The sequence below is a fragment of the Aquibium sp. ELW1220 genome (assembly GCF_030398385.1).
Lineage (GTDB): Bacteria > Pseudomonadota > Alphaproteobacteria > Rhizobiales > Rhizobiaceae > Aquibium.
In genome coordinates this window covers 32332-46603 of record NZ_JAOAOQ010000025.1, presented here as the reverse complement: position 1 = coordinate 46603, position 14272 = coordinate 32332, and the positions used below count along the sequence as shown (strand labels likewise).

Genomic DNA, 14272 nt, shown 5'->3' with positions numbered 1-14272 from the left:
CAGCCGCATCTGCGTGCTGCTCCCCCCTCGCGTTAACCACTTGTTAACCACGGCGGCTCCATTCCTTAACGGTCAGTAAGGAATCGACTCGGTGACCAGCGCCGCCCCTATCGAAAAGAAAGCCATCCGCTTCCGCGCCCGGTCCTTCGTGGCCTTCGCGCTGGCGCCCGAAGCGCCGCTCGGCGAATGGATCGACGGCCTCGACCGCTGGATCGAGAACTCGCCGGGCTTCTTCGCCGGCCGCCCGGTCGTGCTCGATCTCGCCGCCCTGAAGCCAGCGACCGACGACGTCGTGGCGCTCGTCGCGGCGCTCGCTGCGCGCGGCATCCGCGTCTATGCCATCGAGGGCATCGAGGTCGGCGCGGCGGGCAACGACCTGCCACCGCTCCTGACGGGCGCCCGCGAGGCCACGCTCGACGGCCTCCTCGCCCGCGCTGCGCCTCCGTCCGCCGAGGCCGAGCCGGCCGCCGGGCAGAAGCCCGTTCAGGCGAAGTCCGGCAGGACGCTGACGGTCGACACGCCGGTCCGTTCCGGCAGTTCCATCGTGCACATGGACGGCGACGTCATCGTCCTCGGCGACGTTTCCTGGGGCTCCGAAATCGTCGCTTCCGGCTCGATCCACGTCTACGGGACGCTGCGCGGACGCGCACTCGCGGGCGCCGATGGCAACGACCAGGCCCGCATCTTCTGCCGCCGCAACGAGGCCGAGCTCGTCGCGGTCAATGGCTGGTACCGCACCGCCGAGGACATGGAACCCGGGCACCGTGGCGCAGCGGTCCAGGCCTTCCTCGACGGCGGCGCGCTCGTCGTCGCACCCCTCAAATAGTCAGGACTGGAGAACCTCCGAAATGGGCAAGGTAATAGTGGTCACGTCGGGCAAGGGGGGCGTCGGGAAGACGACCTCGACGGCGGCTCTGGGTGCCGCGCTCGCACAGACCGGCAAGCGCGTCGCCCTCGTCGACTTCGACGTCGGTCTGCGCAACCTCGATCTCGTCATGGGCGCCGAGCGCCGGGTGGTCTTCGACCTCGTCAACGTCATCCAGGGGCACGCTAAGCTCTCGCAGGCGTTGATCCGCGACAAGCGCATCGACACGCTGTTCCTGCTTGCCGCCTCCCAGACCCGCGACAAGGACGCGCTGACCGAGGAGGGCGTGGCCGACGTCATCGCGCGTCTGAACCAGGTCTTCGACTACGTCCTGTGCGACAGCCCGGCCGGCATCGAGCGCGGCGCCCAGCTCGCCATGCGCTTCGCCGACGAGGCGGTCATCATCACCAATCCGGAAGTCAGCTCGGTGCGTGACTCCGACCGCATCATCGGCCTGCTCGATTCCAAGACGATGAAGGCCGAACGCGGCGAGGAGCTGAAGAAGCACGTGCTGGTCACGCGCTACGATGCCGAACGCGCCGCGCGTGGCGAAATGCTTGCCATCGACGACGTTCTCGAAATCCTGTCGGTGCCGCTGCTCGGCATCATTCCGGAAAGCCAGGGCGTGCTGCGCGCCTCCAACGTCGGCGCGCCGGTGACGCTCAACGAACCCACCAACCCGGCCGCCAAGGCCTACATGGACGCGGCACGCCGCCTCGAGGGCGAAAACCTCCCGGTCGTGCTTCCGTTCGACAAGCGGGGACTCTTCGACCGGCTGTTCAGAAGGAAGGCGGCATGACACTCCTATCGCTCTTCAAGCGCCGTGCCAGCGCGCCTGTCGCGCGCGAACGCCTGCAGCTGTTGCTCGCCTACGAGCGCAACAACCGCAACAAGCCCGATCTCGTCGCGATCTTGCGCGAGGAGATCATGGCCGTCATCGGCAGGCACATCCAGATCGACCAGGACCAGGTGCAGATCACGATGGACCGCGGCAAGACCACCTCGACGCTCGAGATCGACATCCAGATCCCGAACGACGACAAGCGGCTCGCCGTCGCCTGCTGAAGGCGACGGTCCGGCGGCACGGTCGCCGCGGTGATCAGCTGTCCGCGGCCGCGCAGTCCTTGCAGAGCCCGCGGAACTCGATCACCGCGCGGCTCGCCCGGAAGCCTGTGCCGGACACCCAGTCGCCCAGCTGCTTGCCGATCGACGGGTCGGCGAGTTCCGCCACCTGGCCGCATTTTTCGCAGATCGCGAAGGCCGTCAGGGAATCGGCGTGGTGGTGGTGCTCCGAGCACGCCACGAACGAATTCAGGCTCTCGAGTCGGTGCACCAGCCCCGCCTTGGTCAGCCTGTCGAGCGCCCGGTAGACCTGCAGCGGCGCGCGGAAACCCTCGCCGCGCAGGCCGTCGAGCAGCGCATAGGCGCTCACCGGACCGCGCGCGGCTTCCAGCTTCTCCAGCACGAGCTGCTGGTTGCGGGTCAGCGTGCTCCTGTCGTTCATTCGGCGCATCCTGTTCCTTGCCGGCGCAGGCGCGATGAGCCCGACCGGCATTTCGACCCTTTTGCGCCAGCCGCGGACGCTCCGCAAGCCCGCGCCGGATGCCGCGGGCCACGATCGCCGCCGTGCGTTCGGGCGGGGCCGGTACGGACGATCGCATGCGCTGCAATCAGGGTTAACGTTTCCGAAAGTCCGGTGGTTGTACAACTTTCCGTAATCGCCGGGGAGCTTCCATGAACGCCGTTACTTTCGCCATCGAGCCGGAGCGGGCCGTCGCATCACCGATGGCGACCGACATCTCCGACATCGGGCCGCGCGCCAGCCGGCTGGGTCTCGAGATCGCAGGCATCGCCGGTCTCGTCGAGGACATGGTCAAGCTCGGCCGCGCGCAGGAAGACTCGCTGCGCGCCGTCGTCGCTTCCGCCCGGCAGACCGGGGAGGCCAACAGGCGGCTCGCCGAGAGCATGGACGTGGCGAAGTCCTCCGCCGAGGCCACCCGCGCCGTGCTGTCCGAGAGCGCCGATACCGTCGCCAGGACGATCGGCAACTCCGTCGAGCAGCTCGAAGCGCTGAGCAAGGGCGTGCTCACCTTCACCGAATCGCTGGCCCGTGTCTCCGAGACCATCCGCCAGGTGAGCTCGGCCAGTGCCTCGATCAACGAGATTGCGCGCGAAACCCAGCTCGTCGCCCTGAACGCGTCGATCGAAGCTGCCCGCCTCGGCGATGCCGGAAAGGGGTTCGCCGTCATCGGCGCGGCGGTCAAGGCTCTGGCCGACCAGATCGGCATGTTCGCCAAGCAGAACGAGGTCAGCCTCGGCTCGCTGGAAGGCACGCTGGACGAACTCTTCTCCCAGTCCAGGCGCAGCGCCGTGACCGCTCAGGCGGCCATGGAGGCCTCCGGCCAGGCGGCGGACACCACGCGCACCATCCAGTCGCTCGTCACCAGCGTGGAGACGCTGACCGACCGCATCGTCGGCATGTCCGACCCGGTGCAGTCGAATATCCGCTCCAGCTCCAACGTCCGCGACGAACTGCGCAAGCTGGTCGGCATGGCGAAGGATTGCCACGCGAAGCTTGACGATGCCGGCCACAGCTCGACCGCCATCCTCGACATCTCCGAGAACCTGATCCTTTTCATCGCCGAATCCGGCATCGAGACGCCCGACACCTTCTTCATCGATCTCGTGCGCGAGAAGGCGTCGGAGGTCACGGCGCTGTTCGAAACGGCGGTCGATACGGGCCAGATCGCCTTGAGCGACCTCTTCGACGAGGATTATCGTCCCGTCCCGCGCACCAATCCGGAGCAGGTCCTGACGCGGTTCACCGCCTTCACCGACCGGGTGCTTCCGCCGCTGCAGGAGCCGGTGCTGAAGCTGAACGACCGCATCGTCTTCTGCGCCGCGATCGACCGCAACGGCTACCTGCCCACCCACAACCTCGTCTATTCGCAGCCGCAGGGCGACGATCCGGTGTGGAACGCCGCCAACTGCCGCAATCACCGCATCTTCGGCGACCGCACCGGTCTCGGCGCCGGACGCAACACGCGGCCCTTCCTGCTGCAGACCTATCGGCGCGACATGGGCGGCGGCAATTATGTCCTGATGAAGGACATCTCCGCGCCGATCTTCGTGCGCGGCAGACATTGGGGCGGTTTCCGGATGGGCTACAAGCCGGAGAACTGAACGACCGACCCGCGTTCCTTGGCGTCGTTCCCGCCAGTCTCCGGTCGTCCTGCGGCCGGCATTGCCCATACTCCTAAAAACAGCCCCATTTTGGAAACACCAATGGTAACGTTGGGGCAAGGCAATGGGATTGGGAGTATGACGGCATGACGTATGGACCTGGCGCGAAGGCGCTTCTCGCGGGCGTGGCTTTCGCTGCGTCGCTGGTCGGACCATGGGCTGGCAGCGCGCTGGCGCGCACCAATTACGCGGTCGTGGTCGGCGTGACGGAGTATCCGCAGCTTCCGCGCAGCACCTGGCTCGTCGGGCCGCGCAACGATGCGCTGATGGTCCGCGACTACCTCCTCAACCAGTCGCGCGTCCCCTTCGAACCTGCCAACGTCGCGGTCCTCGCCGACGAGGTGGAGGGCGGCCGCGAGCCGACGCTGGCATCGATCGTCGAGACGCTCGACGCGATGGCGCAGAAGGCGGAGGCGGGCGACTTCCTCTATCTGCAGTTCTCGGGCCACGGCTTCCAGCAGACGGCGGCGGATCCCTCGACCGAGACCGACGGCCTGGACGAGATCTTCCTGCCCAAGGACACCGGCCGCTGGGTCGACCGCACGAAGGGCATGCCGAACGTCCTCGTCGACGACGCCGTCGGCGCGGCCATCGAGCGCATCCGCGACAAGGGCGCCTTCGTCTGGGTGGTCTTCGATTCCTGCCATTCCGGCACGGCGACCCGCGCCGCCCCCGGCGACGATGTCCAGGAACGAAAGATCGATCCCGAAATGGTAGGCATGCCGGCCGAGATCCTCTACGAGGGCGGGTCGACGCGCGACGTGCTCGCCCGCGAGGCACCCGTCGAGACCGGGCCGACCACCGCGGCGTCGACCCGCAAGGGCGGCATGGTCGCCTTCTTCGCCGCGCAGACCAACGAGACGACGCCCGAGATGCCGCTGCCGAAGGGCGCGGAAGGTGCGGCGAAATACGGCCTGTTCACGCACACCATCTTCTCGCGCCTGTCGGAAAACCCGTCGGTCACCTACCGCCAGCTCGCCGAGGGCGTGCTCCAGCACTACGCCTCGATCAACCGCACCTCCACGACCCCGCTCTTCGAGGGCGACCTCGATACCCCCGTCTTCGGCCTGGAGATGGACGAGTTCATTCCGCAATGGCCGGTCAAACTCGCCGGCAGCGGCGTCACCATCGCCGGCGGCCTGCTCAACGGCCTGGTGCCCGGCACGCGCCTCGCGGTCATGGAAAAGGCCGGCGACACGCTGGACAAGGCGATCGGCTTCCTCGAGGTGAAGAGCGCCGACAATTTCTCCAGCCGGCTGGTCATGGCACCGGCGCCCGAAGAGCCGGAAGCCGCCGCGGTCGAGGCGGCCCTGGCGCCGGCCGAGCCGCAGGCGACGAGCCTCAGGGTGAAGACGCTGGGCGACCTTCCCGCCGGCGCCTATGCCCGTCTGGTCGAGACCAGCTTCGACTTCACCCTTACCGTCGCGCGCCCGGCTCCCTCGGAGTCCCATCCGGAGCGTGTAGCGATGGTCAACGAGATGCTCGACGACCTCGCCGCCGACGAATCGCGGCCGATGCGGATCGCGCTGGTCGAGCCGGGCGCGGCCGCGGATCTCCGCCTCGCCGTCATCGCGGAAGCCGAGGTCGAGAACGCCCCCATCGGCGCCAGCACGCTCCCGACGCTCTGGTTCCTGCCGGAATCGGGCGAGCTGTCGCTGGAGGAGGGGCGTCGACCGCCCTCGATCACGATGGAGAGCAACGACGTCGACGCCATCGGCGACGCGATCGGCCAGTATCTCCTTCGCATCTACCGCGCGACCAACCTCGCCCGCATCGGCCAGGGGTCCGATTACGGTCCTCAGGAGGTCGACATCACCTTCACGCTGCGCCGCCAGGGCACCGGCGAGGAGATGCCGATCGAGACGACCAGCCTGTCGGTCGGCCAGCCCGGTGACCGCGTGCACGTGAAAGCCACCAACAACAGCGGCGCGGCTGTCGACATCAACGTGCTCTACATCGGCAGCGACTATTCCATCACCTTCATGGGCCAGGAGCGGCTGCAGCCCTCGGCGACCTTCGAAGACGAGTTCATCGAGTTCACCGAGGGCGCCTACGGCAAGGAACTGATGGTGGCGGTGGCGTCGGAAGTGGTGCCGCTGAAGGCGACGCTCGACCTCTCCTATCTGGAACAGGCCGGCCTGCGGTCGATGACCCGCGGCCCGGCGCCCCGGAGCGTCGCCGACCTGTTCGACGCGATGGGGGCGGCCATGGACACGCGGGCGGCCAAGCCGTCGTCGAGCCGGGCCGAAAAGAGGCAGCGCGGTTCGGTCACGATCTTCCCGGTCCGGACGATCCCGCGGTCGTGAGGCGCCCCCGGTGCCGGTCGCTCTTGCGACCGGCGCCACTTTTACGAACACCGGGACGCCGGTCGCTCTTGCGACCGGCGCCACTTCGACGAACACCGGGACGGCGGTCGCTCTTGCGTCCGCCCCCTCTTTGACGGAAATCCCTGCGGCGGTTGCTCTTGCGCCCGTCCGCTCTTTGACGGAAACATTGGCCGCAGGCGTGCCCGGATGGGCGCTGCGGCCGCAGTGGCGGAGAGTATCGTCGATGATGCGTCTTGCTCGGGTTGGCGCTGGCCTGCTGGTCGGGACCATGGCGCTCGCAACGGCGTCGGCCGGAGAAAGCTGCGGCCTCTGCGCCAGCGAGGTCGTCATCAGCCCGCCTCTGGCGACCTGTCTCCTGTCGCAATACGAGGTGCTGGCGACCGGTGACGACGGCGGCGCCATCGCCGTCGACCTTTCGGAATGCGAACAGGAGCGGGGCATCATCGAGGCGCTGCCTTCGCTCACCGCCGCCCCGCCGGAACCCGACCTCCAGTTCTTCCTGTCCCGGCGCCAGCTCGACTGCCTGAAGACCCGCCTCGAAACCCCCGGCGCGGTCGAGCCGCCGGTCTCCGTCATCGACCTGAGAAGCTGCCAATGAGCGCCGCCCCCGGCAAGATCGCCGCCACCGCCCGGCGGCTCGCGGAACGCAGCGAGGCGTTTCCCGAGGTCGAGGAGGTTGAGAAGCGCGAGGCCAACCCCTTCGTCGACGGCGACTGGCGCATGCTCTCCTATGCCTGGAGCGGCTATGCGCTGCGGATTCTCCTCGTGCTCGGCACCATCTTCTCCGTCGTCCAGTACCTGCAGGCCCGCGAGGAGAAGCGGGTCGAGCGCACGCTCGAACTGGTCGAACTGTGGGATCGGCGCGAATACCAGGATGCGCAACGCGTCCTGAAGCGTCGCCTGACCGAGCTGAACGCGCGTTTTGCCGGCGATCTCGGCCGGTCGGCCACGCCCCGGGAACTGGCGATCTTCCAGGAACGCATCGGCATCGAGGCGATGAAGGCCGAGGGCGGCGCGGTGCCGCTGGAGGAGTTCCGCGAATCCTTCGACCGCATCGTCTATTTCCTCAACCGCGTCTCCTTCTGCGTCGAGGGCGGCCTGTGCTCGCACGACGTCGCGGAAGCCTATTTCCGCGATTTCGCCACGTCGTTCTGGAGCTATTTCGCCGGCCACATCCGCCAGGAGCGCCGACGCGGCTCCCCGAACTTCGCCAGGCCGATCGAGGACTATGTCGCGCCGGCGGCCGGATAGGATGAAGCCCGTCGCGCTTCTCGTCCGGTTCGGTGTGCGCGCTGCGACGGTCGTGCTGCTGGCCTTCGTCTTCGCCGCCACCGGCTTCGTGCCGCTGCGTGCTGAGGAGACGGTCGACTTCCATCTCGATCTCGACACCGGCGGCCATCGCGCCTTCGTCAAGGACGTCGTCTTCACGCCGGACGGCCAGTTCCTCGTTTCGGCCTCCGACGACAAGACCATCCGCGTCTGGGACTGGCAGTCGGGCGTGTCGCTGCGCACCATCCGCGGCCAGATCGGTCCGGGTCAGGAAGGCAAGGTCTTCGCCCTCGACGTCTCGCCGGACGGCGCCACCATCGCTGCTGCCGGCTGGTTCGGCCCCTCGGTCGGCGACAGTCCGCCCTATGGCGACGTCCGGCTCTTCGACCTGCGCAGCGGCCGTCTCGTTTCGGTGCTGAAGGGCAATCCCTGGGTCGTCTACGACGTTGCCTTTTCGCCCGACGGAACGCGTCTTGCCGCAGCCGGACAGGAGGGGTTCGTCTACCTGTGGAGGAAGGACGAGGCAGGCGCCTGGCAGCCCGAGACGCGTCTCGACGGCGATGCCCGGCGCATCGAGAAGATCGCCTTCGCCGCAGGCGGCACGCGGCTTGCCGCCGTCACGGAAGACTACGGCATCCGCCTCTGGGACCTCGGCGGCATGAGCCCGCTCGAACTGCCCGATGCATCGGTGCTGGAGGACGTGCCGGTGCGCGCGCTCGCCGTCTCGCCCGACGGCACGCTCTTCGCCACCGGGGCCGATGACGGCCAGGTGCATGTCTGGCGCGCGGACGACGGCAGCCTTGCCGAAACGGTGCCGCAGCGCGGCTTCGCGGTCGGCGCTCTGGCCTTCGCCGGGACCGGCGGCGCACTCGTCATCTCCTGCGGCTATCGCTGTGCCGGCCGGTTCGAGCAGGTCGTCTGGCGATCCGGGACGGGCGAGGGGGCGGCCTATGCCGGCCACGACGACACCGTCTGGGCGAGCGCGTCTTCGCCCGACGGCACGCTGGTCGCGACGGCGGGCGGTTCGCGCAAGGAGATTTACGTCTGGAACGCTGCCACCGGCGAGACGGTCGCCGAACTGAAGGGGCTCGGAAGCCCGGTGATGGCGGTCGGCGTCACGGCGGACGGCACCGGCATCGCCTGGGGCAGCGACGACCCCTGTCCGGACCTGCCGGCCTGCCCCGACCGCCAGGCGGCGCTCGCCAACGTCATGCCGCTGCCCGCCGAGGGACGCTTCTTCGAGCGCCCGCGCGCGACGCAGGACGTCGACGGGTTCCTGCGCGCCATCCATGCGCAGGGAGCCTGGTCCCTCGCCGCATCGGCCGGCGCGGTCAGCCCCGTCGCCAACGACGTGCTGGAGGTCCGCCGCGACGACACGGTGCTGCATCGCATTGCCAACGACGCGTCCAGCGGCTTCCTGCACGCGGCCTTCACGCTTCTGTCCGACGGTCGCAACCTCGTCACCGGCGGCAGCGACGGGACGCTGACCATCCACGATCGCGAGACGGGCGGCTACGTCACCACGCTCGAAGACAGCCACACCGGCGAGATCCATGCCATGGCCGAGGCGCCGCAGGCCGGCCTGCTCGTCACCGGCAGCGACGACCAGACGCTCAAGCTGTGGAACCTGAAGACGCGCAAGCTGGTCGCCACCCTGTTCTTCGCCGGAGGCGAGTTCATCGTCTGGGTGCCGCAGGGCTACTACTATTCCTCGCCCGACGGTGACGCCCTGGTCGGCTGGCACGTCAACCAGGGACCCGACAGCGAGGCCCGCTTCGTCCGCGCCCGCCAGCTGAAGCAGTACCTGTTCAGCCCCGAGATCGTCCGCCGCGCCCTGATCCTCGCTGATGCCGGGGCCGCCGTGCGCGAGCTGCGCGGCGTGGATACCGAGCTCGACCGGCTGCTCGGCCGCAAGCCGCCCGAATTCCAGGTCCGCGTCGTCGAGAGCGACACCCCGCGCGAGGGCTTCGTCTCGGTCGAGATCACCGGCGCGGCCGAGGCCGGCGCCAGCGTCGCCGAGTTCACCGTGCTGGCCAATGATCGCCGTATCGACGGCTTCGAGACGCGCGCCGTCGCCGGCGGCGATGCCGACCGCATCGTCATTGAGGTCCCGGTCCGGCCGGGCGAGAACGAAATCTCCGTCGCCGGCCTGAACGAGTTCGGCTACCTCACCGAGCGTTCCGTCAAGGCCATCGGCCGCATGCGGCAGGCCGGTCGTGCCGCCGGAACGCTTTTCGTGGTGGCCATCGGCGTCGAGGACTATCCTTTCCTGCCGCAGGCCTGCGGCGGCCGCTCCTGCAATCTCGCCTATCCCGTGGATGACGCTGCCGAGTTCCTCCGTCTCGTCGACCAGCGCACGCGGCCGCTCTACAAGGAGATGAAGACGCTGGTCTTCGCCAATGCCGACGCTCTCGCCGAAACCAGGGCCGCGCGCGAGACGTCGCTCTTCGCCGACGTGATGGAGCCCGAGTCGGACCTGATCCTCGACGAGATCGAGGACTTCCTTGCGCAGGCCGGGCCCGACGACACGACCATCATCTTCGTCGCCGGCCACGGCATCAACATCGACGAGGACTACTATTTCATCCCGACCGACGGGCGCCAGCGCGAGCCCGATCGGTGGCAGCGTTCCTCGCTGGTCGACTGGGAAACGATCCAGCGCGCCGTCGAGCGCGCCAAGGGCCGCCGGCTGATGCTGGTCGACACCTGCCACGCCGGCAATTCCTTCAATCCGCGCCTGGAGAAGGACGCCGAGGACGCCCGTATCATCGTCTTCTCTGCCACCGCCGCCAACAACACCGCCGCCGAACTGCCCGAGCTTGGCCATGGCGTGTTCACCCATGCCTTGCTGCAGGGCATGAAGGGCGGCGCCGATCCGGCCGGCGAAGGCGTCCGGCTCCTGTCGCTCGCCGACTTCGTCGACCGCGAGGTGCGCCGGCTCACCGCCTCGCGCCAGGCGCCGGAGTACTACATCTCCAAGGTCGACAATTTCGTGGTGGCGAAGCCGTGAGGCCATGGCCGCAGCGGCTGCGCCGGCTGGGCGCAGTCCTCGCGCTGCTTCTGCTGCCGTCGACAGGTCTCGCGCAGGACTGTGCCGGCGAAGGCGCGGCCTTTCCTTCGATCTATGCCGAGGCTTCGCTGTTTCGCGACGCGCTGCGCGCGGCAGACGCCGTCACCCCTTCGGCGCCGCTCACCGGCGTCACCGTCCCGCATCATCTTCTGGCGCCGCATCTCATCGCCGAAGGGCTGAAGGCCGCCACCGGCACGCCCTACGAGCGCATCCTGCTCGTCTTCCCGGATCATTTCCGCGGCACCGGCAGGCCCTTCGCCACCACGCTGCGCGACATCGAGACCGTCTTCGGCACCGTCCCGACCGATCGCGCGGCAGCAGCGGCGCTGATCGGGGCCAGTCCCGACCTGGTCGACGGCGCCTCCTGCCTCTTTGGCCGCGATCACGGCCTGCAGGCGCTGCTGCCTTTCGTGCGCGCGCTGTTTCCGGACATGCCGGTGCTGCCGGTCGCCGTATCCGTGCGCAGCCGGCGTGGCGACTGGCATGCGATGGCGGCGATCCTGGCGCCGTTTGCCGGCGAGGGCACGCTCGTCGTCCAGTCGACCGACTTCTCGCACTTCCTGCCGCACCACGAGGCGCGCATCCGCGACCAGCAGACGCTGAACGTGCTCGCCGCGGGCGAGCTTGATCGGATCGCCGCCCTCAGCCAGCCCGGCCACGCCGATTCGATCGGCGCCCTCGTCGTGCAGGAGACACTGCAGCGCCGCCGCGGCGCCGTCCGCCTCGTCGTCGCCAACGAGAACGGCCAGGAATACGACGCCCGTCCGGTGGCGGAAACGACGAGCTACATGGTCGTGCTCTACGGCCGCTTTCCGGACGACATGCCGGGTCCGGAATGGCCGCGCTCGCAGGTGGTCTATCTCGCCGGCGACACCAGTTTCGGCCGCGCCATGCAGGAGATGCTGCTGCACGAGGCCGCGGCCGAGGCCATCGCCGAGGCCGTGCTGTCACGCACCGCCGGACGTCCGATGCTCGTCAACCTCGAAGGCGTGATCCTGCCCAATGTCCCGGCATCGCTCGACGACATGACGCTCGCCATGCCGGCCGAACTCGCGCTTCCCTGGCTGAAGCGGCTCAACGTGGTCGCCGCAGGCCTGGCCAACAACCATGCGCTCGATCTCGGAGAAGCGGGCCTCACCGAAACGCGGCAGGCACTCGACGGCGCCGGCATCGCCCATGCCGGGCAGGGCGGCGTACTGCCGCTCGCCGGCCTCGATATCGTCGCGCTGAGCGATGTCGGCCAGAACGGCACGCGCGACCACGACCTCGTGACGCCGCAACTGCTCGACCGCCTGCCCGACCGCCCGGCCAGCCGTCCGCTCGTCGGCTTCGTCCACTGGGGCAGCGAATACGCCACCGCTCCCGGCCGGCGCGAGCGCGAGCTTGCGCAGGACCTGTCGCGCCGCGCCTTCGCCGCGCTCGTCGGCGGCCATTCGCACGTGGCGAGCACGAAACTCGAGGCGCTGTCGGGCGGCGACACGCTTCTCGCCCATTCGCTCGGCAACTTCATCTTCGACCAGTCCGCCGAACGCGCCTCGGGCGCGCTGCTCGAAATCCGCAGCTTTGCCCAGGGCACCTTCTTTGCCCGCCTCGTGCCGCTGCCGAACCTGTTCGAGACCGGTCGGCGCGCCGTTCAGCAGCCCGGACCGAAGTTCTCGAGATAGCAGGCGGGCAGGCGCATCGTCGGCGCGTAGAAATTCTCGCGCGGCCGGAAGTAGAACAGCGTCACCGGCTTGCTGCGGCGCACGCTGCCGTCCGCGAACTGCGCTGTCGCTTGGAAACGGTGGACCGAGCTCTGGTCGGCCGAGACCTTGAGACGCGCGGTATAGTCGCGTACGGTCTTGTTGCCGCGCACCGGCAGGTCGATCGCGTAGCCGGATTGGTCGAGCGGCAGCTTGACCTCGATATAGCGCAGCGCTTCGGGCGACAGGCCGAAACTGTCGCCGCACTCGGCCATGCTGCGCGCGATCTCGATCTGCGCCAGCCGGATCTCGACGGAGAAGGTCTCCGTCGAATCATAGCGGTTTCCGGCCGCGTCGGCCCAGCGGTAGGACAGTTCGCCCACCGCCCGGGTCGAAATCGCGTCCTCGCCATACACCATTCCGGCGACCTCGCCGAAGTCGACGGTGTTGAACACCTGGCCCCGGCAGATTCCGAGCTGGTCGTCGGAGGGACAGGGAAAGCGCTTCGTCTCGAGCGCCGTCACGTCGACCCCCGCCTCGATCAGCGCATTGCGGATGGAGAGGTCGATGCCCTCGTCGAAGCGTCCGACCGGTACCGAAAAGCTCCGTGTTTCCGGCTGCGGCGGCGGATTGTCCTCGTAGCTGGGCTCTCCGGTGAACCGCAGGGTCACTTCGGCGTCCTCGACCTCGCCCCAGCCATGATTGACGAAGGAGAAGCTCGGGCGAAAACCCACGCATCCGCTGTGCGCCTGCAGGGTCAGCATCGGCTTGCGGTAGGATTCGCTGCTCGCCACCTCGATCCGCACCGCGTCCAGCTTCACGCGGGAATTGTCGGTGGTCGCCAGCTGGCCCTCCAGGAACACCGGCGAGACGTCTTCCGCCGCGGCCTGGAAGACCAGATTGTACTCGTCGATCTCGCCATTGCCGTTCCACGCCTTGTTGACCGCATCGCTGATCGGGTAGATCGCGATGTCTTCGGCGCGCATCAGGTGCTGGTAGCGCGTCTCGCCCAGCTGGTTCATGCGCTGGTCGACCGTCACGGAGAACTCCGTGCGCGCGGCGGTGTCGCCGCCCGTCTGGATGCGCAGCAGTCCGCCGCCGTCGGCGTCGGCCAGCGCACTCGGCCGCTCGCTCGTCTCCACGCCCATCGCGAAGGAGGAAGCATAGCGTGTGCCGCCGGGCAGGATCGTGGTTCCTGCGCCATGGCGCAGGCCGTCGGCGAACCGGCCCTCGAAGATCTCGCCGTTCGCCGCGAGATACCGGCCTTCGCCGTCCGGCCTGCCGTTGCGGAACTCTCCTTCGTAACGGTTGCCCTTCGCATCGACATGGACACCGCGGCCGTTAAGGACGCCGTCGCGCCAGAGGCCCTCGGAGGTCTCGCCCGAGCGCCGCTCCAGGCGGCCTTGCCCGTGAGGACGGCCGCCGCGCATCTCGCCGCTGTAGACCGAGAACACCGCGGCCGGATCGTAGCTCGCCGCGCCGCGCACCCGCCATGTCAGCGTCCCGCGGCCGCTGAGCGCGCCGTCGGCGTCGAGCTGCACTGCGGCACCCGTCTCCGGCTCCCACAGGAAATCGAGGTTCCGCTCGGGCTCGGCGTCCCGGACGCGCACCGTCCTGCGGACGATCGAACGGTTCGCAGGGTCGTGAAACACCTGTACGCGCTCGCTCCACGTGCCTTCGGCCGGATCGGCAGCCCATCCCGGCGATGCCCAGGCGCCCGAAAGCGCAAGCACCGCCGCAGCCACGTATCGCGCCGCTCCAGCCTTCCGCATGTCCATCCCCCGTCGCTGTGCCTGCCGGCCGCGAGTGAACCAAA

General features: G+C 68.7%; 11 protein-coding genes. 9 read left to right on the top strand and 2 right to left on the bottom strand.

The window, feature by feature from the left end:
• The first annotated feature begins 91 nt into the window (after positions 1 to 91).
• The 3 genes from minC to minE are packed head-to-tail and all read left to right on the top strand — an operon-like array spanning position 92 to position 1930.
• Positions 92 to 826 (top strand): septum site-determining protein MinC, encoded by a 735-nt coding sequence (minC, locus tag N1F91_RS20270; protein WP_289994970.1) that lies wholly within the window; start codon positions 92 to 94, stop codon positions 824 to 826.
• Positions 827 to 848: 22 nt separating this feature from the next.
• The gene (gene minD / locus N1F91_RS20265) at positions 849 to 1664 is read left to right on the top strand and encodes a septum site-determining protein MinD (RefSeq protein ID WP_289994968.1); all 816 of its coding nucleotides are present in this window, start codon (positions 849 to 851) and stop codon (positions 1662 to 1664) included.
• A complete protein-coding gene (gene minE, locus N1F91_RS20260; RefSeq protein ID WP_289994967.1) occupies positions 1661 to 1930 on the top strand; it encodes a cell division topological specificity factor MinE in 270 nt (89 codons plus the stop codon). Before minD ends, minE begins: the two co-directional genes overlap by 4 nt.
• 34 nt (positions 1931 to 1964) lie before the next feature.
• Here the strand turns inward: minE and N1F91_RS20255 are convergent, their stop codons facing one another.
• On the bottom strand, positions 1965 to 2369 hold the full coding sequence (locus N1F91_RS20255; RefSeq protein ID WP_289994965.1) for a Fur family transcriptional regulator: 405 nt from the start codon (positions 2367 to 2369) through the stop codon (positions 1965 to 1967).
• A gap of 230 nt (positions 2370 to 2599) precedes the next feature.
• Between N1F91_RS20255 and N1F91_RS20250 the strand changes: the two genes are divergently transcribed.
• The 6 genes from N1F91_RS20250 (at position 2600) to amrB (ending at position 12438) form a co-directional block, all read left to right on the top strand.
• On the top strand, positions 2600 to 4048 hold the full coding sequence (locus N1F91_RS20250) for a methyl-accepting chemotaxis protein (RefSeq protein WP_289994963.1): 1449 nt from the start codon (positions 2600 to 2602) through the stop codon (positions 4046 to 4048).
• A 146-nt stretch (positions 4049 to 4194) separates the two neighbouring features.
• Positions 4195 to 6414: a caspase family protein gene (locus tag N1F91_RS20245; RefSeq protein ID WP_289994961.1), complete on the top strand. Its 2220-nt coding sequence runs from the start codon at positions 4195 to 4197 to the stop codon at positions 6412 to 6414.
• 244 nt (positions 6415 to 6658) lie between these two features.
• Entirely contained in the window at positions 6659 to 7033 is a 375-nt protein-coding gene (locus N1F91_RS20240; protein ID WP_289994960.1) for a hypothetical protein, read from the top strand.
• Positions 7030 to 7686, top strand: coding sequence for a hypothetical protein (locus tag N1F91_RS20235; protein ID WP_289994958.1), 657 nt, complete (start codon positions 7030 to 7032; stop codon positions 7684 to 7686). Before N1F91_RS20240 ends, N1F91_RS20235 begins: the two co-directional genes overlap by 4 nt.
• 1 nt (position 7687) lies before the next feature.
• Positions 7688 to 10714: a caspase family protein gene (locus N1F91_RS20230; RefSeq protein ID WP_289994957.1), complete on the top strand. Its 3027-nt coding sequence runs from the start codon at positions 7688 to 7690 to the stop codon at positions 10712 to 10714.
• Positions 10711 to 12438 carry an AmmeMemoRadiSam system protein B gene (amrB, locus tag N1F91_RS20225; protein WP_289994956.1) on the top strand — a complete coding sequence of 576 codons (1728 nt, stop codon included), beginning with the start codon at positions 10711 to 10713 and terminating at the stop codon, positions 12436 to 12438. The genes N1F91_RS20230 and amrB overlap by 4 nt, the downstream gene beginning before the upstream one ends.
• Here amrB and N1F91_RS20220 read toward each other — a convergent pair.
• Positions 12408 to 14228 carry a hypothetical protein gene (locus N1F91_RS20220; protein ID WP_289994955.1) on the bottom strand — a complete coding sequence of 607 codons (1821 nt, stop codon included), beginning with the start codon at positions 14226 to 14228 and terminating at the stop codon, positions 12408 to 12410. The genes amrB and N1F91_RS20220 overlap by 31 nt on opposite strands.
• Between the last annotated feature and the right edge of the window lie 44 nt (positions 14229 to 14272).

Excerpts from the sequence above, each read along its gene's own strand:
- minD (WP_289994968.1), top strand. The coding sequence starts at position 849 with ATGGGCAAGGTAATAGTGGTCACGTCGGGCAAGGGGGGCGTCGGGAAG.
- minE (WP_289994967.1), top strand. The coding sequence starts at position 1,661 with ATGACACTCCTATCGCTCTTCAAGCGCCGTGCCAGCGCGCCTGTCGCG.
- N1F91_RS20255 (WP_289994965.1), bottom strand. The coding sequence starts at position 2,369 with ATGAACGACAGGAGCACGCTGACCCGCAACCAGCAGCTCGTGCTGGAG.
- N1F91_RS20250 (WP_289994963.1), top strand. The coding sequence starts at position 2,600 with ATGAACGCCGTTACTTTCGCCATCGAGCCGGAGCGGGCCGTCGCATCA.
- N1F91_RS20245 (WP_289994961.1), top strand. The coding sequence starts at position 4,195 with ATGACGTATGGACCTGGCGCGAAGGCGCTTCTCGCGGGCGTGGCTTTC.
- N1F91_RS20240 (WP_289994960.1), top strand. The coding sequence starts at position 6,659 with ATGATGCGTCTTGCTCGGGTTGGCGCTGGCCTGCTGGTCGGGACCATG.
- N1F91_RS20235 (WP_289994958.1), top strand. The coding sequence starts at position 7,030 with ATGAGCGCCGCCCCCGGCAAGATCGCCGCCACCGCCCGGCGGCTCGCG.
- N1F91_RS20230 (WP_289994957.1), top strand. The coding sequence starts at position 7,688 with ATGAAGCCCGTCGCGCTTCTCGTCCGGTTCGGTGTGCGCGCTGCGACG.
- N1F91_RS20220 (WP_289994955.1), bottom strand. The coding sequence starts at position 14,228 with ATGCGGAAGGCTGGAGCGGCGCGATACGTGGCTGCGGCGGTGCTTGCG.